Raw genomic sequence first — 25,117 nt, forward strand, 5'->3', positions numbered from 1 at the left:
CAGCGCAGCAGAATTTACTTGCTGTAGACGGGCAGCTTGGCGGTCAGTGCGGCAACCTTTTCACGCACGGCAGCCAGAGTGGCTTCGTCTGTGGGGTTCTCCAGCACGTCGGCCACCAGGTTGGCGGTGATGCGGGTTTCTTCTTCGCCGAAACCACGGGTGGTCATGGCGGGAGTGCCGATACGGATGCCGCTGGTCACGAATGGCTTTTCGGGGTCATTGGGGATGGCGTTCTTGTTCACAGTGATGTGAGCCAGACCCAGAGCCGCTTCAGCAGCCTTGCCGGTAATGCCCTTGGCGCGCAGGTCCACCAGCATCACGTGGCTTTCGGTGCGACCGGAGACGATGCGCAGGCCGCGTGCGGTCAGCGTGTCGGCCATTACCTTGGCGTTCTTCACAACTTGTTCCTGGTAAGCCTTGAACTCGGGAGTCAGGGCTTCCTTGAACGCGACGGCCTTGCCGGCGATCACGTGCATCAGCGGGCCGCCTTGCAGGCCAGGGAAGATGGCGCTGTTCAGTGCCTTCTCGTGCTCGGCCTTCATCAGGATCACGCCGCCACGGGGGCCGCGCAGGCTCTTGTGGGTGGTGGTGGTGACTACGTCAGCGTGGGGCACGGGGTTGGGGTACACGCCAGCAGCGATCAGGCCAGCGTAGTGAGCCATGTCCACCCAGAAAATGGCACCGACTTCCTTGGCGATCTTGGCGAAGCGCTCAAAGTCAATGTGCAGCGCGTAGGCAGAGGCTCCGGCGACGATGATGCGGGGCTTGTGCTCACGTGCCAGCGCTTCCATCTTGTCGTAGTCGATAGCTTCGTTGGCGTCCAGACCGTAAGAAACGGCATTGAACCACTTGCCGGACATGTTCAGTGCCATGCCGTGGGTCAGGTGACCGCCTTCGGCCAGGCTCATGCCCAGAATGGTGTCGCCGGGCTTGGCAAATGCCATCAGCACAGCTTGGTTGGCTTGCGAGCCGGAATTGGGTTGCACGTTGGCGGCTTCAGCGCCAAAGATTTGCTTGATGCGGTCGATGGCCAGTTGTTCAACCACGTCCACGTGCTCGCAACCACCGTAGTAACGCTTGCCGGGATAGCCTTCGGCGTACTTGTTGGTCAGTTGGGAGCCCTGGGCTTCCATCACGGCGGGCGAGCAGTAGTTCTCGCTGGCGATCAGCTCGATATGCTCTTGCTGGCGATGGTCTTCAGCCTGGATGGCGGCAAACAGTTCGGGGTCGACTTTAGCGACGGTATCGGTGCGTTGAAACATGGCAGTCCTGTGAACTTGAAATTCCCTTGAGGACAAGGGCTGCCCAGGCGAACGGCTGAAACGCTTGCGGGTTGCAATCGCTGCGACCTTGGGCGGTACGCTCCCCGGTGGTTCACAGACCTTGCAGTCTGCTGGTTTCCACGTCAGCGGCAGAAAAACTCTGCGCCTATCGCCAGTTGCGTACACCTGCTAGTGTAGCTGAGCTGACATATCTCGGAGTCGTATGCCCGCTTTTCCCGCAGGCTTGTGTTCGGGCATAAAAAAAGCTGGCGCAAAGGCCAGCTTGAAAAAATTCGACAGTTTATGGTTTGAAAATTTACAGGCTGGAATTAGCCACAATGACTTGCTGAGCGTGAGACACCGTGGTGGCTTCTGCTACCTTGGGCACGGCAGACTTGGCTACTGGGGGCGCCGTGTTGGCGGCGACCAAAGGATTGGCGGCACGCAGGCCTGCACCCAGGCGCATACGCTGATGCTCGGCCAGCACCTTGGCGGCATAGCCACCATCGCTTGGCAGATTGGCGGCACCTACGTAGTAGCGCAAGCCACCTTCGATGGAGCCGGCGCGGGCAATGCATTCCTTGAGAACCTTGACACCAACCTTCAGATTGGTCACGGGATCAAACGCGGCATGCTGGCCGCCAAAGCTCTCGTACTTGTCGGTGTGAATCTTGGTCATCACCTGCATCAGGCCTTGGGCACCGACAGGGCTTTGGGCAAACGGGTTGAAGCTCGATTCAATGGCCATGATGGCCAGAATCAGTGTGGGGTCCAGCTTGTTGGCTTTGCCCTGTGCATAGGCTTCGCTGACCAGAGCGGCAATGGGCTCGGGTGCAACGCGGTACTTAGTGCTGAGCCAGTAGGCGACAGCAGCTTGCTCCTTGGGCAGGCTTTTGGGGTTGACTGCGGTGGCGCGGTCGCTGGCGACAATGATCTCGGAAGTGGGGGCTTCTTCGATGCTGGCTTCAGCAACCACGGGTAGGCGGGCATCCAGCCACTGACGCAGCTGAGATTCGCCAGCCAGACGCAGGTCTGGGCGAGAGATGAAAATCAAGGCCGAAATGGCCACGGCCAAGCCCAGGAGGGCGAAACCGTTGTGGGTAAGAGCAAGAAAACCGTTGGCCGTTTTGTGGCCCAACGTTCGCGCAGAGGCGACTAATTTTCCTGACGCTGGCATAGCTTGTCCTTTCTTGGCTATCACCCGAGGTGGAACCGGGTCTGTGACACGGTGCGACCAGGGCAGCACGCCGATGAGGTTTGCTGCGGGCCGATTAAAAGCGCCCCGGCGGGGCGCTGATCGGTCTGCTCAGTCGTGAGGCAGCGGAAACAAAAAACGCTCATTTCGAGCGCTGGCGGATTCTAAAAGTCCTCTTAATGCATAGTCAACACTAACAGTGCGACTTGTTAGACTTTAAAGGAATATAAAAACTGTATATGCATACAGCTTGTAAAAAATTCACAGAAAACCTCAGTGTGCGCAAGAGAGGTTCATGCTGATTTCGTGACATCTGTCATCAAGGCGAAAAAAAGTGCAAAAAAGCGGGTAACCCTTCACGAGCACAGATATAGTGAATCTGCCTGCACATCGCAGGTGCTTGCCAAAGGAAAGGGAAAGCAAACTCCGTCATGGCCTTTGATTCCACAGGCTAGTGGCACTTGCTCTTTATCTTCGCTTGAGGCACCAAAGGGAGCAATCTTTGCTTCCAGCGGCAGGGACCACACCCTCCTTGACCGCGAAATACGGCCCCGGTCTTGTACCGGCCGTGAAGCCCGGAAAGACGGTTTTGACCGCTTCCGGGCTTTGTCGTTTCTGGGTGGCGGCTGCCTGTCGTCATATGCCGCGCATTGTTTGCATTTTTCTGTGATTTCAAGAAGTGCAAGGCATGGCCTGTGGCGCAAACTTCTCCTTGGAAATCGTCTTGTTCTCTATTTATATATAGAGCGCTGTTTTTCAAGGCCACAGGTCGCACAAGGTACAGTTGTCCTCTGGCGTTTGATGCGCCCTGTTTCTGAAAGCCGGAGGGGCTTTCAGCCTTTGCTTGAATTAAAAAATACCCATGTCATTGCTCACATCGAATCGCTGGTTGCGCCGGCTGCTCGGGTCTGTTCTTGTCCTCTTGCTGCTATGGCTGCTTTTGTGGGCCGTGGTGCCCGTAGTGGCCAAGAGCCAGCTGGAAAAACAGGCCTCAGACAAGCTCGGTCGCGGCGTGCATGTGGGCAAGATTGAGTTTTCACCATGGTCACTGTCCATCACCTTGCATGATCTGGTGATTGATAAAGCGATTAAAAAAGTAGCTGAAAGTACTGATTCACAAAGCGCTGAAGGCCAAAAAGACCTTGAATCTGCAGCCCAGCCCCAGCTGGAAATCAAGCGCATCTTTGTCAATGCCAGTGCGCAGTCTCTGTTCAGGCTGGCCCCTGTGCTGGATGCCATCGAGGTCGATGCGCCGGTGGTGCGCCTGACTCAGTATTCGCTGGGCAAGCTTGATATTGATGATGTGATCGCCAAGCTCTCCGAGTCCAAGGACGAAGAGCCGTCCAAGCCGGTGAACTTTGCGCTCTACAACATTGCGCTGCGCGATGGCCGTGTTGAGCTCAATGATGAGTCTGTGCAGCGCAAGCATGAACTCAAGGGCTTGCAGCTGAGCATTCCTTTCATCAGCAATCTGAAGTCCAAGCGTGAGATCAAGGTCTTGCCGCATCTGGCGTTTGACCTCAATGGCAGCCAGTTCGATACCTCGGGCGAGAGCACGCCGTTTACCGATAGTCGCCAGACGGCAATGACGCTGAAGTGGGACAAGATCGACCTCACGCCTTATCTGGGCTATGTACCCGCCAGCGTGCCGGTTCTGCCGCGTTCGGGTGTGCTGGATACGGACTTGCAGATTCACTTTGAAGAAAAAGAGCAGCCGGTGGTGAGTGTCAGCGGCAAGCTGACCTTGTCGGGCGTGGAGTTGCAGGATCGCCAGAATGCGCCGCTGCTGAGCTTTGAGGCGCTAGAAGTTCAACTCAAGAACGTGCAGCCGCTGCAAAACCAGGTTGCGCTGGAGGCTGTGCGCTGGGTCAAGCCTGAGGTACACGCCAGCCGTAATGCGCAAGGGGTGATCAACTGGCTGGGCTTGAACACAGCCGCGGCTCCTGCCGCGGCAGAGGCGCAAGCAACGCCAGAGACTCCTGGCAAGGCGGAAAAAAAAGCTGAAAAGCCTGCCAAACCTTTGACAGTCAGCGTGCAGCAGTTCGATATTGATAGCGGTACCGTGCATTGGCAAGACCTTGCCACTGGCGCTCAGCCTGCGGCCCTGACCCTGGCACCGCTGGCCGTGCAGGTCAAGAACATTGCCTGGCCCATGAGCGAGCCGCTGAATTTGACCGCAACGACTGGCCTGCATTCTGGCGAGCAAGTCAATGCCGATGGCGCAGCCCGACTGGCGGTAGATGGCCAAGCCACGGTGAAAGACGGCAAGCTGAAGCTGAAGCTGGAGCAACTGCCGCTGCAGTGGGTGCAGCCCTATATTGAGGCGCACTTCAAGCCGCAGCTGAGCGCCATGCTCAATACCGATGCTGAAGTCTCCTGGGGCGAGGGCGGTGTGGTGGCGCGGGTGGCAGAGCTGACAGCAGACAAGCTGCAGTTGCAAGACAAGCAAGCCCCCGTCGCGGTTGAGCAGATCAAGGTGACGGGTGTGCAAGTCGATCTGGCTGCGCAGCAGGTGCAGGTGGAATCGATCGCCGTGCAAAAACCCCAGCTGGCCGCGCTGCGCGATGCGCAAGGCCACTGGATGTATGAGCGTTGGTTGCCAGCTTCTGGAGCCAAGGCGGCAAAGCCGGGTACCAAGGCTGATAAAGCGGAGCTGGGCAAGCCTTGGTCCGTCAAGCTGGCTGCGATAGCGGTGGATGGCGGTGTGGTGCAGCTCCGCGATGCCGCGCCTGTGCAAGGGCAGGCTGCTCAGCCTGTGCAGCTGGATGTGAGCGCGCTGCGTGTGCGATTGGGTGCTTTAGAGCCGCTGGCGACCAAGGCCGCGCCTACGTCGCTGGAAGTATCGGCACAGCTGGCCGCCAATCGCCGCGTACAGGCGGGCAACCTTCAGTTTAAGGGCCAGTTTGGCCTGACGCCTGTGTCTGCACAAGGGCAGTTACAGGCCCGGGCTGTGCCTTTGCATGCGTTCGAGCCTTACTTCGGCCACAAACTCAATGTGGACCTAGTTCGTGCGGACGGCAATTTTAGGGGCAAGGTCAACTATCTGGCCCATGCCAAGGGCCCGCAAGTTGCTGTGCAGGGCGATGTAGAGCTGAACGACCTGCGCATGCGATCCACACTGGCTGCGCCCGTGCAGGAAGAGGCAGTTAAACCCACCACGGCCAAGGGCGCGCTGACGGCAGTGCTCAACGATTCCACTGCTGACCGCGCCAAGGCCATGGCGGCCAAGACCGGTCTGGGGCTGGGCGACGATTTGCTGGCCTGGAAGACACTGGCCCTGCGCGGTCTGGACCTGAATATGCAACCCGCTCAGCCGCTGCGCGTGAGCGTGCGCGAGACGGCACTGAGCGATTTTTTTGCCCGCGTTATCGTGCAGCGCAACGGTCGTATCAACTTGCAGGACATTGTGAAGACCGAAAAGTCCGAGCAATCAGTGGAGCAGAACGAGCAGAGCAACGCGAAAGTGGCTGCAGGTGGAAAGCCTGAGGCGGATAAGGCTGTGGTTGTGGCTGAACCCGCCAAGCCTGCAGACAGTGGCCCTGCGCCTGTCATCAAGGTCGGCCCCATCGTGCTGACCGGTGGCAAGGTGCAGTTCTCTGACTATTTCATTCAGCCCAATTACTCGGCTGATCTGAGCGAGCTGAAAGGCCGCCTGAGCGCCTTCTCGTCTGAAGCGCCTGTGGGCCAGGCTGAGCCGCAAATGGCCGATCTGGAGATCAAGGGCAAGGCGCAAGGCACAGCGACGCTGGATATTGGCGGCAAGATCAACCCGCTGGCTAAACCGCTGGCGCTGGATATCCGTACCCAGATGAATGACCTGGAGCTGTCGCCGCTGTCGCCTTACTCCATCAAGTACGCGGGCTACGGCATTGAGCGCGGCAAGCTGTATATGGATGTGAACTACAAAGTGCAGCCCGATGGGCAGCTCACCGCATCCAACAAACTGGTGCTACGCCAGCTGACCTTTGGCGACAAGGTCGAAGGCGCGCCCGCATCGCTGCCAGTCAAGCTGGCCGTGGCTTTGCTGTCTGACCGCAATGGCGTGATTGATCTGGATGTTCCGCTGAGCGGCTCGCTCAACGATCCTCAGTTCCGTCTGGCGCCCATCGTCTTCAAGGTGCTGGGCAACATCATCATGAAAGCCGTGACTGCGCCGTTTGCATTGCTGTCGGGCGCGTTCTCGGGCGGTGATGAGACCGGCGGGGTGAGTTTTGCACCGGGCAGTGCGCTGCTTGATGCCAAGGCCAAGGATCAACTGGCCAAAATCGTCAAATCGCTTAATGACCGTCCGGCGCTCAAGATGACGGTGGTGGGAGAGGCGCGTGAGGCGGAGGACAAGGAAGCCTGGAAATCGGTTGAGCTCGATAGACTGCTGCTGGCCCAGAAGCGCCGTGCAGCGATTCGTGAAGGCAAGAGTGGTGACGAGGTGCTTGAAATCAGCAATGCCGAGCGTCCCGCGTTGCTCAAAGCGATCTACGGCCGCGCTGACATCAAAAAGCCCCGCAACATGGTCGGAATGGCCAAAGAGCTGCCCGCTGACCAGATGAGGGATTTGCTGGTGGCTAGCATCACTGTGCCAGATGACGCCATGCGCGAGCTGGCGCTGGCGCGTGGGGTGGCGGTACGTGACTATCTTTCCACTCAACAGCTGCCTCTGGAGCGTCTGTTTCTGGGCGCTCCCAAGCTCGATGTGAAGGATAAGGACTGGACGCCGCGCGCTCAGCTGAGTCTGTCTGCACAATGAAAAAAGCAATGCGAAATCCTTTGTGATTTCGCATTTTTTGGCTTGCCTTTAAATAAAGGCGAAAATACCGCTTTGCCCGAGCATGAAGATGCTTGGGCTTGAGCTTGGAAAGCCTGCCCTCATGTGGGTTGGCATGGGTCTGTTGCAGCGTTGACTGCGAGGGCCTCCAAGCATTTTCTGACCCCTACATGACATCTATCTCTCCTAGCAGCACCATGTCTGATGCATCTGAAGTGAACCCGGCCTCTGCCAAGAATTCTGAGCAACATCCGCTGGATGCATTGACAGGTGGTGCTTTCTCCGCCGAAACCTCGGGTGATCGCGCTGCGCGCATCCGCGATTGGCTGGCCACTCAACCCACGGTTGAGCAACTCCAGGACGTTCACAAAGAACTGAGCAAGGGCGACAAGAGCGCCGCCCGCGCAGTGCGTGAGCGTCTGGATGAAATCCGTCGCACCGCCAATCAGGAAAAAATTTCTGTGGAATGGGCCGAAAAGGCTCAGGCTCTGCTGGCTGCAACGCCATTTGATGCAGCAGCTGCCGCAGCCTGGCAGCGTGATGCCGCCAAGGCTGGCGCCGCGCTGTCGCGCGAGCCCCTGTCGCAGTTCAAGGCCCAGCTGGCCGAGCGTGTGAAGGCTGTGGAAGACCTGCAGCACCGCACGCAGGTGCAGCGCGAAGTGGCTTTGCTGCTGGCTCAGCGCATCGAAGTGCTGTCTACCAAGTCCTGGAAAGACGCCAAGTCCGTGCTTGAGGCACTGGGCGCCGATGTGGCCCGCTGGCAAGACCAGGCCAAGGAACTGACTGGCGACGCCAGCTGGACCAGCGTGGACAGCCGTTTCCCCCCTCAATTGGAAGCAGCATCCGCACAGCTGGCGCTGGTTTGGGATGCTTTTCAGTCTGCACTGGCACAAACCGAGGCTTCTGCCGCTGACGAAGCCGCACCTTTGCCTTCCGTGCCCGTCTGGGCCGATGAAATCCGCGTGGCCCGTGGCCTGCCGCCTGAAGCGGCTGCTGCTGAAGCTGCCAAGCCCGCTGCAGCCCGTCCTGCGGCTGGTGGTCGTGGCAAGCCTGCGCCTGAGCAGGTCGAAGCTGCCAAGGTCGGCCTGAACCAGGCGCTGCAAGCGCTGAAGGCTGAAACGGCTGCTGGCAACAGCAAGGCAGGCTCTGAAGCCGTGCAAGCCATGCGCGCTGCCATTAAGGCCCATGGCCGCTTTGTGGACGAGGCTCTGGTGAGCGAAGTGCATGAAGCCCTGATCGCTGCCGGTGAAGCTGCTGGCTGGCTGCGCCAGAACGCAGACAAGCTGCGTGAAGAACTGGTGGCCAAGGCTGAAGCCATGCTCAACCGTCCAGACGGTCAGGTGCTGGGTGGCCGCAAGATTCAGGAAACCCTGCGTAACCTGCGTGAGCAATGGAAGCTGGCTGACCAAGGTGCCATGGCTAACCATGCGCTGTGGAAGAAGTTTGACGAGGCCTGCAACGCTGCCTACAAGGTGGTCGAGTCCTGGCACGACAAGATTCGTCAGGACAGCACCGAAGCCAAGACTCAACGTCTGGCTCTGGTGGAAGAAATCAAGGCATGGGCTGCTGAAAACGCTGCCAGCCAGGACTGGAAGAACATGCTGCGCGCACTGCGCCAGTTTGGTGAGCGCTGGCGCGAAAGCGGCCATATCGGCGAAAAGCTGTTTGCTGAACTGCAGCCCTTGTTCAAGCAAGCGATGGCTGCTGCCGAAGCGCCTTTGCAAGCTGCACAAAAGGCCAGTCTGGATCGCCGCCACGCCATGATTGGCGAGGCAACGACTCTGGGTGAAGCTGCCAGCCTGCGCATTGATGCTGTCAAGGCGCTGCAGCAACGCTGGCAAGCCGAAGCACAGGTGGTGCCGCTGGATCGCAAGCACGAGCAAAAGCTGTGGGATGCATTCCGCAAGCCTCTGGATGATGCGTTCAACCGCAAGAGCGTGGAGCGTGGTTCGCGTGCGCCCGCTGTGGAATTGTCTGAGCATGACCGCCGCGTGATGGAAGCTTCCAAGTCTGTGGAAGCTGCCAACGCCAGCGGTGATGCGCAGAAGATCCGCTCGGCTCTGGCCGAGCTGGAAGCTGCCATCAAGGCTCAGCCTGCTGCTGCCAAGTCTGAAGAAAATCAGGCGCAAGCCAAGGCAGATCAAGCGCCTGAAGCTACTGAAACAGAAGCAGTTGCTGAAGCTCCTGTGGCTGCCAAGCCTGCCCGCCCTGTGGTGGCTGTGCGCGGTGATGACCGCCCTGGCATGAAGAAGGAAGCGGCTCCTGCTGTTGGTGGTCGCCCAGGAGATCGCCGTGATGGCGGTCGTGGTCGTGACGGTGCCCGTGGTGGTGATCGCGGCGGTCGTGATAGCCGTGACATGGGTCGTGGTTCGCGTGAATTCATCCGTGAAGATCGTGGTCCACGTCTGGCTGATCCAGCCTTCCGTGCCCAGCGCGATGCGGTGGAACATGCTCAGGAAGCCCTGCGCAAGCTGGCAGCTCAAGCCCATGGCGAAGCGCTGACGCAGCTGCTGAGTGCCTGGCAGGCGCGTGATGCAGAGCAGCTGCCTTCGGCCCAGCAACTGGGTGGCAAGGTGACAGCTCCTGTGCGCACTTCATGGTCTGCTGCTGTGGTTGCTGCTCCCAAGGGCAATGCTGCTGAAGCGCTGCTGCGCCTTGAAATGGCTGCCGATGTGCACACCCCTGCCGATCAACTGAACGCACGTCGTGCGCTGCAATTGCAGATGCTGACGCGCCGCAATGAGGCGTCGCCCCAGCAGACATGGGGTCAGGATGTGGCAACTGTGCTGGCTAGCACCAGCGACGAGGCTTCTGCCCGCCGCTTGCAGACTGCGCTGAAGCAGCTGCTGCGCAAGTAAGCGATGGCTGCTGCTGCCCGCAGTGGCGGCAGCAAACGCCAAATGTAAAAGGGAGCCATCGGGCTCCCTTTTTTTATGGCCCAGCTTATTGCGGAGGCTGAAGCTCAGGCGTTGATTGGGGTAAACGAAAAAGCCGTTGCATTTGCATGCAACGGCTTTTTGTATTTGGTGCCCAGAAGAGGACTCGAACCTCCACGATGTTACTCGCTAGTACCTGAAACTAGTGCGTCTACCAATTCCGCCACCTGGGCTTTCAGAGTGATCGAATTATATAGCTGGAAAACCAGAACTCAGGCCGGTCGGCGCGATTTTTTCAAGAAATATGAGGATGTAAGGAAGAGGGTGCAAGAAACGAAAAAGCCGTTGCATTTGCATGCAACGGCTTTTTGTATTTGGTGCCCAGAAGAGGACTCGAACCTCCACGATGTTACTCGCTAGTACCTGAAACTAGTGCGTCTACCAATTCCGCCACCTGGGCTTTCAGAGTGATTGAATTATATAGCGGGAAAATCAGCGCTCAAGTGAGTTGCTGCACTTTTTTCAAAAATGTGCGGTAGGTGAAGGAGGGGGCTGCAAACGAAAAAGCCGTTGCATTTGCATGCAACGGCTTTTTGTATTTGGTGCCCAGAAGAGGACTCGAACCTCCACGATGTTACTCGCTAGTACCTGAAACTAGTGCGTCTACCAATTCCGCCACCTGGGCTTTCAGAGTAATCGAATTATATAGCGGGAAAACCAGTGCTCAGGCCGGTCGGCGCGATTTTTTCAAGAAATATGAGGATGTGAGGAAGAGGGTGCAAGAAACGAAAAAGCCGTTGCATTTGCATGCAACGGCTTTTTGTATTTGGTGCCCAGAAGAGGACTCGAACCTCCACGATGTTACTCGCTAGTACCTGAAACTAGTGCGTCTACCAATTCCGCCACCTGGGCTTTCAGGGAAGCTTCGTATTGTACAAGCAATTTCTTGCCTTAAAACCGAATCTTCTATTTTTTCTAAGATGCCGTTAGGCTTTAAACACTGCCGGAAGGGAATGTTTCCAAGTTTGTGTCAACCCTTGCAGGTTGTCGTTAAACTTGGTGCCCAGGAGAGGACTCGAACCTCCACGGAGTTACCCGCTAGTACCTGAAACTAGTGCGTCTACCAATTCCGCCACCTGGGCATCTCAGGAAAGACATAGATTGTATATCAAGAAAATGAACCCTCGCGAAAAAGTTGCCGGTATGAATGAAGAAGTTTTGGGCACTGTGCAGGGCCACCGCGACGGCCATGGCTTTGTCGTGCGTGACGATGGCGAGCGTGACATTTACCTTCCATCCAGCGAGATGCGTGCGGTGCTGCACAAGGACAAAGTTCAGGTGCGCATAGCGCGTCAAGATCACCGCGGCCGTCCCGAAGGGCGTGTGCTGGAGATTGTGGAGCGCCCCGATCAGCCCATCATTGGTCGCTTTTTGCAGGAAAGCGGTGTGTGGCTGGTAGCCCCTGAAGACAAGCGCTACGGTCAGGACATTCTGATTCCTGCCAAGGCCACAGGCTCGGCCAAGGTCGGGCAGATCGTGGTCGTGAAGCTGACAGAACCGCCTGCGCTGTTTGGTCAGCCCGTGGGCCGCATTGTTGAAGTGCTGGGCGAGGTTGATGACCCCGGCATGGAAATTGAAATTGCGGTGCGCAAATACGGCGTGCCGCATATCTTTTCAGAAGCTTGTCTGGAGCAGGCCAAGGCCTTGCCCGAGAAGGTGCTGCCCGCTGATCACGCAGGGCGCATTTACCTGACCGATATTCCTCTGGTCACGATTGACGGCGAAGACGCGCGCGACTTTGACGATGCCGTGTATTGCGAACCTGCCAAGGTGGGTAGCAGCAAGGGCTGGCGTCTGCTCGTGGCGATTGCGGATGTGAGTCACTATGTGACCACGGGCAGCGCCATTGATATAGATGCCTACGACCGCGCGACCAGCGTCTATTTCCCGCGCCGCGTGATTCCTATGCTGCCGGAAAAGCTCAGCAACGGGCTGTGCTCGCTCAACCCTGATGTGGATCGTCTGTGCATGGTCTGCGACATGTTGATCACGTCGCAGGGCGAAATTCACGCCTATCAGTTCTATCCGGCGGTCATGCACAGTCATGCGCGCTTTACCTATACCGAGGTGGCGGCTATTTTGGCCAATACCCGTGGTCAGGAAGCTGCCAAGCGCAAAGACCGCGTGCAAGATCTGCTGAATCTGTATGGCGTCTTCCAGTCGCTGCTCAAGGCACGCGAAGTGCGCGGCGCGGTAGACTTTGAAACTACAGAGACGCAAATCGTCTGCGACGACAATGGCCGCATCGAAAAAATTATTCCGCGCACCCGCAATGATGCGCACAAGCTGATTGAAGAAGCCATGCTAGCGGCCAACGTCTGCAGTGCTGACTTTATCGATCAGAGCGGTCAGCTGGGTCTGTTTCGTGTGCACGACAAGCCTTCGATGGAGAAGCAGGAAATCCTGCGCAACTATCTCAAAGCCATGGGTGTGAGCATGAGCATCAGCGAGAACCCGACTACAAAGGAGTTCCAGCAGATTGCTGCGGCGACCAAGGATCGCCCTGACTCGCAGCAGATTCACACCATGCTGCTGCGCTCCATGATGCAGGCCTTCTATACGCCTGAGGGATCGGGTCACTTTGGCTTGGCGTTTGAGGCCTATACCCACTTCACCAGCCCGATTCGTCGTTACCCCGACTTGCTGGTGCACCGTGTCATCAAGGCTGAGCTGAACGGCACGCACTACAAATTACCTAACTTGCCAGCGCCGGGTGAGGCTGAGGCCAAGATGGCAAAGCGCCTCGCGTCACGTGTGGTTGCTCCCGATCAAAAACCGCGCAAGAAGCGCTCTGCAGCCAAGGATTTTCAGGCTTGGGAAGCTGCGGGTCTGCACTGCAGTGCCAATGAGCGCCGGGCTGACGAAGCCAGTCGTGATGTGGAAGCCTGGCTCAAGTGCAAATACATGCGCGAGCATCTGGGTGAAGAATTCTCGGGCGTGGTTTCTTCGGTCACCACTTTCGGCATCTTTGTGACGCTGGACGCCATGTATGTGGAAGGGCTGGTGCACATCACCGAGCTGGGTGGCGACTACTTCCGCTTTGACGAGGCGCGCCAGGAGCTGCGCGGCGAGCGCACGGGAGTGCGTTACGGCATTGGCGCGCGAGTGCGCGTGCAGGTCAGTCGTGTAGATCTGGATGGCCGCCGCATTGACTTCCGTCTGTTGCGTGACGGGGAAGATGCACCGGTGCAATCGCCCCGCAGTAATACTGGAGCTGGGGTTGCTAAGAGCAACGGCAGCGTTGGTCATGGTGGCGGTGCTCGTACTCAAGCCAAGGATGATGGCCGTGGTCGCCGCGAAAACCGTGGCGGACGTGATGGTCGGGATAGCCGTGAGGCACGTGCGCCGCGCGATGAGCGTGGTAGTGGTGATAAATGGAGTCGCCGGGATGCCAAGTCCAATCGTGCGCAGCGCAATGCAGCCCAGTCGCCCGCCCCGGCGCGAGCACCCGAGCAGAACAAGAGCTGGAAAGATCGCAAAGAGGCCCAGAAGCCTTTGCATGAAAGCGTGAATCTGGCAGCGCTGGAGGCTGAGTATGACCGCGAGCGTCGGGCGGCGAAGACTGCTCCTGTGGTGGTGCAGCCTCCAGCTCCGGCAGCGGTGCCCGCCCCAGCTGCCAGCAAGCCGCGCAAAACTGCGGCGAAGGCGGCAGAGAAGGTTACAGCTAAAGAGGAAGATAAGACGGTAGTTAAGGCAGAAGCTAAGGCAACAGGCAAGACTGCGCCTAAAAAGAAGGTTGCAGCTTTGCTGGCGCCTTCTGCTCCTGTGGCATCCGCTGTATCTGCGGAAACTGCCAAGGCTGCTAAACCTGTGAAGGCTACAGCCAAGGCAACCGCTAAAACTGCGACGAAGACTTCTGCGAGCGAGACTAAAAAAGCCGCTGAAAAAGCGCCTGCTAGAACGCCTGCAAAGCCTGCGGCTAAGGCGGCTTCAACTAAGGCAGCTTCAACCAAGGCGGCTCCCGTCAAAGCGGCATCGGCCAAGGCCAAGCCTGCAGCCAAGACTAGCAAGCGCAAGACTGAGTCTTAATTAGTCCTGTATTGATAGCTAAAAGGCCTTGCCAGATAATGGCAAGGCTTTTTTATTGAGCGCTGCAAACACAACTCTTGCTATAGCGCTGCTTTGCCTTGCCGTCCTTTTGTACTGCCTGCGGCTTCGCGCCTTGTTGCAACTGCAAACCTGGGGTTTGCGGGGTTGTGTTGGCCACTCTTACGGCTTGAGGTGCATGGCCAGTGCACTGGCGCTGAAAGGTCGATCTGCAGGCCATTGATCTGCAGTGTGGCCGTGTTTGAAGGCGCCCTGAATGGCAGCGTCGTCGGCATTACAGCCTTGCGCCCATAGTGCGCCGATCAGGCCGGCAAGCACATCACCTGTGCCGCCCGTGGCCAAGCGGGCGTTGCCGCTGGAATTGATCCATATTTGCCGTTGTGCATTGGCAATCACCGTGCCCGAGCCCTTTAGCAAGGCTGTGCACTGAAATTTTTGCGCCAGCTGCAGACAGGCTTGCAGGCGGTTGGCCTGAATGGCTGCTGTACTGGTTTGTAGCAGGCGCGCGGCTTCAAGCGGGTGAGGCGTCAATATCGTGGGTTGCTGGCGCGCTGCGCGCGCAGTCAATTGCTGGGCCAGTGCCGGGCTGGCGGCAATGGCGTTGAGTGCGTCGGCATCCAGTACCAGTTGCGGGGCTTGCTCCAATATGTGCGGCAGCGATGCTTGCACGGCTTCGCCACCTCCGCAGCCGCAAACCACCGTAGGCTGACTCCAGTCTTGTGCAGATGGTTGGCGCAGCATGATTTCTGGCCAAGGCGCAATGCCTTGCGCGGGTGACTCATCCAGCAGAGCCAGCATGACGCGACCAGCGCCACTGTGCAGGGCTGCAAGTGCCGCCAGCCAGGCAGCGCCAGCCATGGAAAGGCCGCGCTGGCTCAGGCCTTCGCCGCCTAGCACGGCGACATCGCCAAAACTGCCTTTGTGACTGGTGTGCTGACGGGGTTGGGTCTGCAAATTGGCAATGGTGCTGAGATGCGCAACGGGTTGAGGGGCGGATGCGTCCGCCTGATGGCCGGCAATGCCGCAACCCAGGTCATCCCACCAGATTTGCCCGCAGGCATCTCGGCCTTGTGCTGTGAACAGACCGGGCTGCAATGTCAGCAGAGCCAGCGTGTGGCGCGGACTTGGGTCGGCAATGGTGTGGGGTGCAAACTCCTGCAGATATTGGCCGGTATCTGCATCAAGGCCTGAAGCAATGTCGATGCACAGCACCGGGCAAGCGCATTGGGTGACTTGCTCGAGTAATTTCTGCAGGCGCTGGTTTGCGTCTGAGGGTTTGCGGTCAGTGCGAGGGGTAAGGCCTATGCCCAGTAGTGCATCTATGCATAGGTCTTGCGGGCCCAGGTCACAGGGGCAGTTGTTGACCCATCGCACGCCCGCTTGCTGGGCCTTGTCCCATGAGATTTGTGCATCGGCAGGCAGTTGGCTTGGCTCACGCACCTCGCTGACCATGATGCGGGTGTGTGGTAGCCGCGCTTGGAGTTGAGCGGCAGCCTCAAACCCATCGCCTCCGTTGTTGCCAGGGCCGCAGGCAATCCAGATGCGCTGGGCATATGGGGCGATGGCCATGGCCAGTCGTGCAATGGCAAGACCTGCGCGCTCCATCAAGGTGTGGGGTGGCAGGCGGCTTGCGCAGGCTCGCTCTATTTGGCGGGTGGCTGCGGTGCTGAAAAGCGGCCAGCCTTGATCGCCAGAGATGGAGGCAGAAGGAGTGTCGAGGGAGGAAATGCGCAGCATGAATTGAGCATAGCGCCAGGCTGCATATTTCTAAAATTTGATATGTTTTATACCGCTAGCGCTTGATTGATAAGCGCTTGAAGCTATCAAAACAGTAGTTAATTGGGGTTCAAAACAGCTTCAATGGCTGCGCTGATGTTCAACACGTCATCGTCGTGCAGGGCTGCGTGCCAGATCATCAGGCCCATGGGCAGTTCGTCGGCGTTGTGGCAGGGCAGTGACAGGGCGCATCCATCCAGCATGTTGACCACGCTGGTGTTGCGCAGCAGCAGACCGTTGACGCGCACAAACGCCTCATCACGCTGGGCATCGGCGGCGGCATCTTTGCCATCGGCGGGAGCTACCGAGGCAATGGTGGGTGCCACGATGGGGGTGGTGGGTGAGAGCAGGGCGTCGTACGGTGCGATGGCGCTTTGCATCTGGGTGATCCAGTGTTTGCGGGCAGCCAGCAAATCTAGGTAGTCGGCCGCGCTCATGCGAGCACCGCGCTCTATGCGGGAGCGCACGCGTGGGTCGTACAGCGCCGCTTTTTCGGGGTCTTGCAGAAAGTGGCGGTGCCAGGCATAGCTTTCGGTGGGCGAGAAGCCGCCGATGACGTTGACGCGGTCCAGCTCATGCAACTCTGGCAGATCAATCCACTCAATTTGCGCGCCAGCGGCTTGCAACTGCGCAATGCTGCGATCAAAGGCGGTGCGAACAGCGGGATCGATGTCATCAAAAAACACGGCACGGGGCACGGCCAGGTGCCATTGGCTCAGGTTGCGATCATCTTTGGCGACCTTACGGTCGGCCAGAATTTCATGAATCAGCACGGCATCGCGCACGCTACGGGTCAGGGCGCAGGCGGTGTCCAGCGTGGGAGACAGAGGCACGGCACCATCGGTAGGCACCAAGCGCGCCGTGCTTTTGAAGCCTACCAGGCCATTGAGCGCGGCAGGAATGCGAATGGAGCCACCAGTGTCTGAGCCGAGGGCAGCCCATGCAGCCCCGCTGGCGACGGAGACTGCTGCGCCAGACGAAGAGCCGCCGGGAATGCGCGCCGGGCGCGAGGGTGCCAGTTGTGGGTTGGCGGGGTGGCGGGCATCGAGTGCGGCGGGTGTGCCAAAGTGCGGGTTGACGCCCACACCTGAGAAGGCGAATTCCACCATGTGTGTGCGGCCGATGATTGCGGCACCTGCGGCAATCAGGCTGGCAACGGCGGCGGCATCGGCCTGGGCAGCGGGGGCATCCTGCAGCACGCGTGAGCTGGCTGCGCTGGTTGAGTCTTGCGTGTCAAACAAGTCTTTGATGGAAATAGCCAAGCCCGCCAGAGGGGCTGTTGTTGGTGTTTCTGCGGCGGCCCAGCGCGCTTGGTTAAAAAAAGTCTGGCTGAAAACATGGGCGCACAGAGGGCTTTGCGCGGCTGCGATGCTCATTTGCATGAGGTTTGAGGCGCTGTTGCGGCCTTCGCGAATCTCAAGAGCTGCGTGACTGAGGTCGAATTGCATGGCAGTGTGCTAAAATTTTGCGGCTTTGCTAAGGGTTAGTCCGTGAGGGGTAACTTGAAAAGCTCTGAGGGTGGTTGATGCAGCGGCGCTTTTGCCTGCGACAGCTCTCGCATTCAGGTCAGCAAGGCAAATAGCAAACCGGCCTATTCAAGGTGTTGCGGCTTCCCGTTCATGGGGCGCTGCAATCGTTGGGCCGGATTTTAGACCCAACCTTTGAGGTAATTAACATGGCAGTAACAATGCGCGAGATGCTGGAAGCCGGCGTCCACTTTGGTCACCAAACTCGTTTCTGGAATCCCAAGATGGCTCCGTTCATCTTCGGTGCCCGCAACAAGATTCACATCATCAACCTGGAAAAGTCGCTGCCGATGTTCCAGGACGCCCAAAAGTTCGTCAAGCAATTGACAGCTAACGGCGGCACCGTTCTGATGGTCGGTACAAAGCGTCAAGCCCGCGAAACAGTGGCTGAAGAGGCTAAGCGCGCTGGCGTGCCTTTCGTCGACCAGCGCTGGTTGGGCGGCATGCTGACCAACTTCAAGACCGTGAAGACCTCTATCAAGCGTCTGAAGGACATGAAGGCTCAGCAAGAAACTGGCCTGGAAGCTATGTCCAAGAAGGAACAGCTGATGTTCGTTCGCGAACTGGAAAAGCTGGAGAAGGACATCGGCGGCATTCAAGACATGAACGGTCTGCCCGACGCCATCTTCGTGATTGACGTGGGCTTCCACAAGATCGCTATCGCTGAAGCCAAGAAGCTGGGCATTCCTCTGGTCGGCGTGGTTGACACCAACCACAACCCCGAAGGTATCGACTACGTGATCCCCGGTAACGACGACTCCGCCAAGGCTGTCGAGCTGTACGCCCGCGGTATCGCTGACGCTATCCTGGAGGGCCGTGAAGCCCGTCTGAACGACGTGGTGAAGGCTGCTGCTGGTGACAACGGCGACGAATTCGTGGAAGTGGAAGCGTCCGCCGCCTAAGCGAAGTCCGGCTGCGCGACCGCATCGCGAAAAAAAGCGGGGCTCTAAGTAGCCCCGTTTTTTTAGCCGAAATCCTGTAACGAATCGAACTGATACTGGAGAAATACGATGGCAATTACTGCAAGCATGGTCGCTGAACTGCGCGCCAAGACCGACGCCCCTATGATGGAATGCAAGAAGGCTCTGACCGAAGCTGATGGCGATATGGCCAAGGCTGAAGAGCTGCTGCGCGTCAAGCTGGGTACCAAGGCTGGTAAGGCTGCTTCCCGCGTGACCGCTGAAGGCGTTGTGACTGCTTTCATCGACGGCGGCAAGGGCGGCCTGATCGAAGTGAACAGCGAAACCGACTTCGTGTCGAAGAATGACAGCTTCCTGGCCATGGCTAACGCCGCTGCCAAGCTGGTCGCTGAAAACAACCCCGCAGATCTGGAAGCTCTGGGCGCTATGGCCTACGAGCAAGACGGTTTCGGCCCCACTTTGGAAGACGTGCGCAAGGGCCTGATCGGCAAGATCGGCGAAAACATGTCTTTCCGCCGCTTCAAGGCCTTTAACGGCACTGTGGCCGCTTACGTGCACGGCACACGCATTGGCGTGGTTGTCGAGTTCGAAGGCGACGCTGCTGCTGCCAAGGACGTGGCAATGCACGTGGCTGCCATGAAGCCCGTGGCTCTGACTTCCGCTGACGTGCCTGCCGATCTGATCGCCAAGGAACGCGCTGTGGCTGAAGCCAAGGCCGCTGAATCCGGCAAGCCTGCTGACATCGTCGCCAAGATGGTTGACGGTTCCGTGCAGAAGTTCCTGAAGGAAGTTTCCCTGGCTGACCAGGTCTTCGTGAAGGCGGCTGACGGCAAGCAAACCGTGGCTCAGATGCTCAAGGCTGCCAACACAACCGTGAAGGCATTCACCATGTTTGTGGTGGGCGAAGGCATTGAGAAGAAGACTGACGACTTCGCTGCTGAAGTGGCTGCCCAAGTGGCTGCAGCCAAGGCTGGCGCTTAAATCTAAGCCTTAGCAACAATCGCGGCCTTGAGCCGCGATTGATTTATTCCCCTCCCGTTTTCATACTTATTTAATTTCCATCGGAGAAACACCATGTCCAACGCCAAACCAGCTCATAAGCGAATTTTGCTCAAGCTGTCGGGGGAGGCGTTAATGGGAGATGACCAGTTCGGCATCAACCGTGCCACGATCGAGCGCATGGTGTCTGAAATCGGGGAAGTGACCAAGGTGGGTGTGCAAGTCGCCGTAGTGATCGGTGGCGGCAACATCTTCCGCGGTGTGGCAGGTGGCTCGGTCGGCATGGATCGCGCAACGGCCGACTATATGGGCATGCTGGCAACCGTGATGAACGCGCTGGCTCTGGCTGATGCCATGGACAAGCAGGGCATGACAGCCCGTGTGATGTCTGCGATTGCGATTGAGCAAGTGGTTGAGCCCTACGTGCGCCCCAAGGCGCTGCAGTACCTCGAAGAGGGCAAGGTTGTGGTGTTTGCCGCTGGTACAGGCAACCCCTTCTTCACCACCGATACAGCCGCTGCGCTGCGCGGTGCCGAAATCGGCGCTGAAGTGGTTCTGAAGGCCACCAAGGTGGATGGCGTGTACACGGCCGATCCCATGAAGGATTCCACAGCGACTCGCTACGACAAACTGGCTTTTGATGAAGCCATCTCCCGCAATCTGGGCATCATGGACGCTACCGCTTTTGCGCTGTGCCGTGACCAGAAGCTGCCAATCCGCGTGTTCTCCATCATCAAGCCCGGCGCACTCCTGCGCGTGGTCATGGGTGAAGACGAAGGCACTCTGGTGTACGCTTGAGCGTTTGCCGCCTACCGCCCGCAAAGGAACAAGAACATGACGATTGCTGAAATCAAAAAGAACACTGAAACCAAGATGGGTCAATCCATCGAGGCTCTGAAGAACAACCTCTCGCGCGTGCGTACAGGTCGTGCCAATCCCGCACTGCTGGACACAATTCACGTGGAGTACTACGGCTCCATGGTGCCCCTGTCTCAGGTGGCTAATGTGTCCCTGCTGGATTCGCGCACCATCAGCGTGCAGGTCTGGGAAAAGCCCATGGGTGCCAAGGTTGAAAAGGCCATTCGCGAAAGCGATCTGGGTCTGAACCCTGCATCGCTGGGCGATCTGATCCGCGTGCCCATGCCACCCATGAGCGAAGAGCGCCGCAAGGAAATGACCAAGCTGGCTCGCAATGAGGGCGAAAACTCCAAGATTGCGATTCGCAATCTGCGTCGTGATGCCAACGAAAGCGTGAAGAAGCTGGTCAAGGACAAGGAAGCCTCTGAAGATGATCAGAAGCGTTCTGAGGCTGATATCCAGAAGATCACCGACAAGCATATTGCCGAGATCGACGCGCTGGTGACTGCCAAAGAGCAGGACATCATGGCGGTCTGAGGCTTGGCCACAGGACTTGCACTTTTGACATCCTCAAAAAACGGCGCGGTTCCGCGCCATATCGCCGTCATCATGGATGGTAATGGGCGGTGGGCTAAGCGCCGACTGCTCCCGCGCCTTGCGGGTCACAAGCAAGGTGTGGAGTCCCTGCGCCGCTGTGCTCGCGCTTGCGTGGAGCGCGGCGTGCAGGTTCTCACGGTGTTTGCGTTTTCTTCCGAGAACTGGAATCGTCCGCAGGAAGAGGTCTCTGGTCTCATGAGCCTGCTGGCATCGGCTCTGGCCAAGGAAGTCGCGCAACTCAGTCGTGATGGCGTGCGTCTGTACTTCGTGGGCGACCGTCAGGGCTTGAGCGACAAGGTGCGCGCAGGTCTGCAAGAGGCAGAGCGCACCACGGCGCACAACACGCGCCTGATTCTCAATGTGTGCTTCAACTATGGCGGTCGCTGGGATATTGCCCAGGCCGCGCAAAAATTGGTGGCGCAAGGGATGGAGCTGACGCCCGAGAATCTGGACCGAGCCATGGCTCTGGCACATGTGCCGGACCCGGATCTGATGATTCGCACCGGCGGTGAAACTCGCATCAGCAACTTTCTGCTCTGGCAGGCTGCCTACACCGAGCTGTTCTTCAGCAATGCCCTGTGGCCCGAATTTGACGAGGCTGCGCTGGATGAGGCTATTGCTGTGTTCAGTGGTCGTGAGCGGCGTTTTGGCCAGACTTCAGAACAAATTCAACCATCGTCCGCCGTCACTCAGACGGCTTAACTACAAGAGGTGCCATGCTCAAGCAGCGCGTCATTACCGCCTTGATTTTGCTGGCCATCCTGTTGCCCGCATTGTTTTATTCGGGCAGCAGCGTGCCATTTGCCGTGCTGATGCTGGTGTTCATGGCGGCTGGTGCCTGGGAGTGGGGGCGCCTCAACGGTTTTGGACAGGCAGGTTCTCTGGCGCTGGGTGCCATCTGCACCGCGATGTGCGCAGGCTCCTGGTGGGCGGGCTGGCTTGACCAGTCCTTGACGACGGTCTGGCTGACTGCTGGTGCATTGTGGGTCCTCGGTGGCGTGCTGATGCTTCGTGCAGGCGTGGCCGGCTGGCCGCATATCCCCTCGGCAGTGCGACTGGTGGGCGGTGTGCTGGCTCTGTGGCTGTCGTGGATGGCGGTAGTGCAGGCGCGCAATATTGGTATCAATTACTTGATGTCGGTGCTGGTGCTGGTCTGGGTGGCCGACGTGTTCGCCTATTTCGCGGGCCGCACCTTCGGACTCAAATTCACCAAGAACAAATTGGCGCCCTCCATCAGTCCTGGTAAAAGCTGGGAAGGTGTGTGGGGCGGCATGCTGGGTGTGATTGTTCTGGCTTTGGTCTGGAGCTGGGCTGATCGCCACTATGGTGCCAGCGTTCCCAGTTTCTATTCGGTGCTGCAGTCGCGCGGGCTTTGGTTCCTGCTGCTGGCCGCAGTGTTTATGGCTGCGATGAGTGTGGTGGGCGACCTAGTCGAATCCCTCATTAAGCGCAGCGTTGGTGTCAAGGACAGCAGCGGCTTGCTGCCCGGCCATGGTGGTGTCCTGGATCGCATTGATGCGCTCCTGCCCACGCTGCCGTTGGCGATGATGCTCTCATCCTTTGTGCATCCATGAAACAGAAAATCACGGTTCTGGGCTCTACCGGTTCTATCGGAACCAATACCCTGGATGTGGTGGCGCGCCACCCTGATCAATACGAAATTTTTGCTTTGAGCGCTTCCACGCAAGTGGATCTGATGCTCAAGCAATGTGCCCAGTTCAAGCCGCGCTTTGCGGTGATGGCTAGCGCACCTCATGCGCAGCAGCTGGCTGAGAAAATCAAGCAAAACGAGCTTGTAACGCAAGTACTGCAGGCGCAAGATGCTCTTGAAGTAATAGCATCTCATCCCGATGTCGATGCCGTGATGGCCGCGATTGTGGGTGCTGCAGGTCTGGCACCCTGCTTGGCGGCGGCCAAGGCTGGCAAGCGCCTGATGCTGGCTAATAAGGAAGCTCTGGTCGTTGGCGGCGCTTTGTTCATGGACACCGTCAAGCGCCATGGCGCGACATTGCTGCCGATTGACAGCGAGCATTCGGCCATCTTCCAGTGCTTGCCTGAAGACAGTAGCACCTGGGCTGATCGCGTTGATTCCTTGTTGCTGACTGCATCGGGTGGTCCATTCCGCCAGCGTGACCCCTCAACCCTGTCTCAGATTACGCCCGAGCAGGCCTGTGCTCATCCCAATTTCTCCATGGGTCGCAAGATCTCGGTGGACTCTGCCACCATGATGAACAAGGCGCTGGAAGTCATCGAGGCGCGCTGGCTGTTCGACATGACACCCGAGAAAATCAAGGTCGTCATCCACCCGCAGCAGATCGTGCACTCCATGGTGCAGTTCAAGGATTCCTCCGTGCTGGCGCAACTGGGTACGCCCGATATGCGCGTGCCCATTGCCTGTGGTCTGGCCTGGCCAGAGCGCATTGCCAGCGGCACGCCCGTGCTTGACTTTGCCAAGCTGGCTGCGCTGACCTTTGAAGAGGCTGATGCCCAGCGTTTCCCTGGCCTGCATCTGTCCTGGCAGGCGCTGCGTGCACCTGAAGGTACAACCACGGTGCTGAATGCGGCCAATGAAGTTGCTGTGGCCGCATTCCTGGATCGCCGCTTGTCGTTTGACCGCATTCATGCGGTGAATCTGCAGACGCTTGAGTCTGTGCAACCTGGCGCAGTCTCCACTCTGGAAGACTTGATGGATTTGGATGCACGTGCGCGAGAGCGCGCTGGTGTTATTGCCCAGCAGTGGGCTTGCTGATCTACTGCAAAGTACTGGGTAAGTGCAAGGTATTACGTGGGCGGCGATTGAACTTGCCGCCTACTGCGCACTCCAAGCAGAGATTCAAATAAAGGAGTTCAGGTGCTGCTGACTGTTGTCGCTTTTGTTGTGGCTCTTGGAATTCTGATCGCGGTGCACGAGTGGGGGCACTACCGCGTGGCCGTCGCCTGTGGCGTCAAGGTATTGCGCTACTCCGTGGGTTTCGGCAAGCCTTTGCTGAGCTGGACCAGTAAAAAATCTGGCACCGAATATGTGCTGGCTGCACTGCCGCTAGGTGGTTATGTGCGCATGCTCGACGAGCGCGAAGGCGACGTTAAGCCCGAAGAAAAACACCTCGCTTTCAATAACCAACCCCTGCGCTCCCGTGCTCTCATCGTGGCTGCGGGGCCTGCTGCCAATCTACTCTTGGCTATTGTTTTGCTGGCAGCAGTGAACTGGCTGGGCATGAGCGAGCCCGCTGCACGACTGGCGGCTCCACCTGCTGGGTCGTTGCTGCAAACGGCGGGCGTGCAGAGCGGTGAATGGGTGCAAAGAGTGTCTGTCGGTGGCCAGGAATGGCAGCCTGTGCGTGCCATGGGTGATTTGCGTTGGCTGGTGACTACGGCGGCGATTGAAGGCGAGTCGCTGCAGCTGGAAGTCGTGCAGCAACCCAATGGCGCTGCACGCGTGGTGCCGTTGAATCTTGCCGCTTTGCAGCAAAAAGAGCCTGATGCCGCCTTCTTTGAAAAAGTCGGTTTGCAGGGTGCCTGGAGCAGCCCGGTGATTGAAGATGCGGTTGCTGGTGGCCCGGCCGACAAGGCGGGTCTGAAAAAAGGCGATGTCATTACCAGCATCAATGGCCAGCCAGCTCTGGATGGTGCGCAAGTGCGTGCTGCCATTCGTGCTTCTGGCACGGCAGGTCATGTGGATGTGCAGACCTGGGTGATTGAGCGTGCTGGGCAGCGCATCACTTTGCAAGTTCAGCCAGAAATTGTGGCTGGTAAGGAAGGCCAGCCTGCAAGCGCGCGTGTGAATGCGTTTATCGGCAGCCAGCCCGAGATGGTTCAGGTGCGCCGCGGCTTCTGGGATGGCTTGGGTGCTGGCGTGCAGAAGACCTGGGAGCTGTCTTCCATGACACTTCGCATGATGGGCCGCATGGTGATTGGTCAAGCCTCGCTCAAGAATATCAGCGGCCCTTTGACGATTGCCGATTACGCTGGAAAGTCTGCCAGCATGGGTCTGGTTCAGTACTTGTCGTTTCTCGCGCTCATCAGCATCAGTTTGGGCGTTCTCAACCTGCTACCATTACCCGTTCTCGACGGTGGGCACCTGATGTATTATCTTTGGGAAGGCGTGACGGGGCGGAGCGTCTCCGATGTCTGGGCCGAAAGGCTGCAACGCGCAGGCGTGGCAGTAATCCTGTTGATGATGTCAATCGCCTTTTTCAACGATATCAATCGGCTCTGGGGCTAACTTTTACCGCTACGGTA

The 25,117-nt window shown here is 58.3% G+C and carries 15 protein-coding genes, 5 tRNA genes and 1 riboswitch; of the genes, 11 read left to right on the top strand and 9 right to left on the bottom strand.

Going from position 1 to position 25,117, the window contains the following annotated elements; genetic code table 11:
* Nucleotides 1–14 precede the first annotated feature (14 nt).
* Both glyA and CLU84_RS05825 read right to left on the bottom strand, forming a co-directional pair.
* A complete protein-coding gene (gene glyA / locus CLU84_RS05820) occupies nt 15–1,262 on the bottom strand; it encodes a serine hydroxymethyltransferase (protein ID WP_099736377.1) in 1,248 nt (415 codons plus the stop codon).
* Between the two features lie 34 nt (nt 1,263–1,296).
* Nucleotides 1,297–1,452, bottom strand: a riboswitch (ZMP/ZTP riboswitch).
* 126 nt (nt 1,453–1,578) lie between these two features.
* Nucleotides 1,579–2,439, bottom strand: a complete 861-nt coding sequence (locus CLU84_RS05825; protein WP_099736378.1) for a lytic transglycosylase domain-containing protein — start codon at nt 2,437–2,439, stop codon at nt 1,579–1,581.
* Between the two features lie 880 nt (nt 2,440–3,319).
* Here CLU84_RS05825 and CLU84_RS05830 point away from each other — a divergent pair.
* Nucleotides 3,320–7,201, top strand: a complete 3,882-nt coding sequence (locus CLU84_RS05830; RefSeq protein WP_099736379.1) for a DUF748 domain-containing protein — start codon at nt 3,320–3,322, stop codon at nt 7,199–7,201.
* A 215-nt stretch (nt 7,202–7,416) separates the two neighbouring features.
* The gene (locus CLU84_RS05835) at nt 7,417–10,077 is read left to right on the top strand and encodes a DUF349 domain-containing protein (protein ID WP_099736380.1); all 2,661 of its coding nucleotides are present in this window, start codon (nt 7,417–7,419) and stop codon (nt 10,075–10,077) included.
* A 166-nt stretch (nt 10,078–10,243) separates the two neighbouring features.
* Here the strand turns inward: CLU84_RS05835 and CLU84_RS05840 are convergent.
* The 5 genes from CLU84_RS05840 to CLU84_RS05860 all read right to left on the bottom strand — a co-directional run bounded on the left by CLU84_RS05840 (nt 10,244) and on the right by CLU84_RS05860 (nt 11,237).
* Nucleotides 10,244–10,328 (bottom strand) — tRNA-Leu (locus CLU84_RS05840).
* A gap of 142 nt (nt 10,329–10,470) precedes the next feature.
* Nucleotides 10,471–10,555 (bottom strand) — tRNA-Leu (locus tag CLU84_RS05845).
* A gap of 140 nt (nt 10,556–10,695) precedes the next feature.
* Nucleotides 10,696–10,780 (bottom strand) — tRNA-Leu (locus CLU84_RS05850).
* Nucleotides 10,781–10,922: 142 nt separating this feature from the next.
* Nucleotides 10,923–11,007: transfer RNA gene (locus tag CLU84_RS05855), tRNA-Leu, on the bottom strand.
* A gap of 145 nt (nt 11,008–11,152) precedes the next feature.
* A tRNA-Leu gene (locus CLU84_RS05860) sits at nt 11,153–11,237 on the bottom strand.
* A gap of 61 nt (nt 11,238–11,298) precedes the next feature.
* On the opposite strand from CLU84_RS05860, the gene rnr reads away from it, so the two are divergent.
* Nucleotides 11,299–14,184, top strand: coding sequence for a ribonuclease R (gene rnr / locus CLU84_RS05865; protein ID WP_369826809.1), 2,886 nt, complete (start codon nt 11,299–11,301; stop codon nt 14,182–14,184).
* 180 nt (nt 14,185–14,364) lie between these two features.
* On the opposite strand, the gene CLU84_RS05870 is transcribed toward rnr, so the two are convergent.
* The gene (locus CLU84_RS05870; protein WP_099736382.1) at nt 14,365–15,939 is read right to left on the bottom strand and encodes an NAD(P)H-hydrate dehydratase; all 1,575 of its coding nucleotides are present in this window, start codon (nt 15,937–15,939) and stop codon (nt 14,365–14,367) included.
* Nucleotides 15,940–16,037: 98 nt separating this feature from the next.
* Nucleotides 16,038–17,426, bottom strand: coding sequence for an amidase (locus CLU84_RS05875; RefSeq protein WP_099736383.1), 1,389 nt, complete (start codon nt 17,424–17,426; stop codon nt 16,038–16,040).
* A gap of 227 nt (nt 17,427–17,653) precedes the next feature.
* On the opposite strand from CLU84_RS05875, the gene rpsB reads away from it, so the two are divergent.
* The 8 genes from rpsB (at nt 17,654) to rseP (ending at nt 25,100) form a co-directional block, all read left to right on the top strand.
* The gene (gene rpsB / locus CLU84_RS05880; protein WP_099736384.1) at nt 17,654–18,406 is read left to right on the top strand and encodes a 30S ribosomal protein S2; all 753 of its coding nucleotides are present in this window, start codon (nt 17,654–17,656) and stop codon (nt 18,404–18,406) included.
* Between the two features lie 108 nt (nt 18,407–18,514).
* Nucleotides 18,515–19,405 (top strand): translation elongation factor Ts, encoded by an 891-nt coding sequence (gene tsf / locus CLU84_RS05885; RefSeq protein WP_099736385.1) that lies wholly within the window; start codon nt 18,515–18,517, stop codon nt 19,403–19,405.
* A gap of 93 nt (nt 19,406–19,498) precedes the next feature.
* Nucleotides 19,499–20,221, top strand: coding sequence for a UMP kinase (gene pyrH / locus CLU84_RS05890; RefSeq protein WP_099736386.1), 723 nt, complete (start codon nt 19,499–19,501; stop codon nt 20,219–20,221).
* 36 nt (nt 20,222–20,257) lie between these two features.
* Nucleotides 20,258–20,818 carry a ribosome recycling factor gene (gene frr, locus CLU84_RS05895; protein ID WP_099736387.1) on the top strand — a complete coding sequence of 187 codons (561 nt, stop codon included), beginning with the start codon at nt 20,258–20,260 and terminating at the stop codon, nt 20,816–20,818.
* 24 nt (nt 20,819–20,842) lie between these two features.
* Nucleotides 20,843–21,580: a polyprenyl diphosphate synthase gene (gene uppS, locus CLU84_RS05900; RefSeq protein WP_099736388.1), complete on the top strand. Its 738-nt coding sequence runs from the start codon at nt 20,843–20,845 to the stop codon at nt 21,578–21,580.
* 14 nt (nt 21,581–21,594) lie between these two features.
* The gene (locus CLU84_RS05905; RefSeq protein ID WP_099736389.1) at nt 21,595–22,452 is read left to right on the top strand and encodes a phosphatidate cytidylyltransferase; all 858 of its coding nucleotides are present in this window, start codon (nt 21,595–21,597) and stop codon (nt 22,450–22,452) included.
* The gene (ispC, locus tag CLU84_RS05910; RefSeq protein ID WP_099736390.1) at nt 22,449–23,627 is read left to right on the top strand and encodes a 1-deoxy-D-xylulose-5-phosphate reductoisomerase; all 1,179 of its coding nucleotides are present in this window, start codon (nt 22,449–22,451) and stop codon (nt 23,625–23,627) included. Before CLU84_RS05905 ends, ispC begins: the two co-directional genes overlap by 4 nt.
* 102 nt (nt 23,628–23,729) lie before the next feature.
* Nucleotides 23,730–25,100: an RIP metalloprotease RseP gene (gene rseP, locus CLU84_RS05915; protein WP_099736391.1), complete on the top strand. Its 1,371-nt coding sequence runs from the start codon at nt 23,730–23,732 to the stop codon at nt 25,098–25,100.
* Nucleotides 25,101–25,117 lie beyond the last annotated feature (17 nt).

This window comes from Comamonas sp. 26 (genome assembly GCF_002754475.1).
Classification (GTDB): Bacteria; Pseudomonadota; Gammaproteobacteria; order Burkholderiales; family Burkholderiaceae_C; genus Comamonas.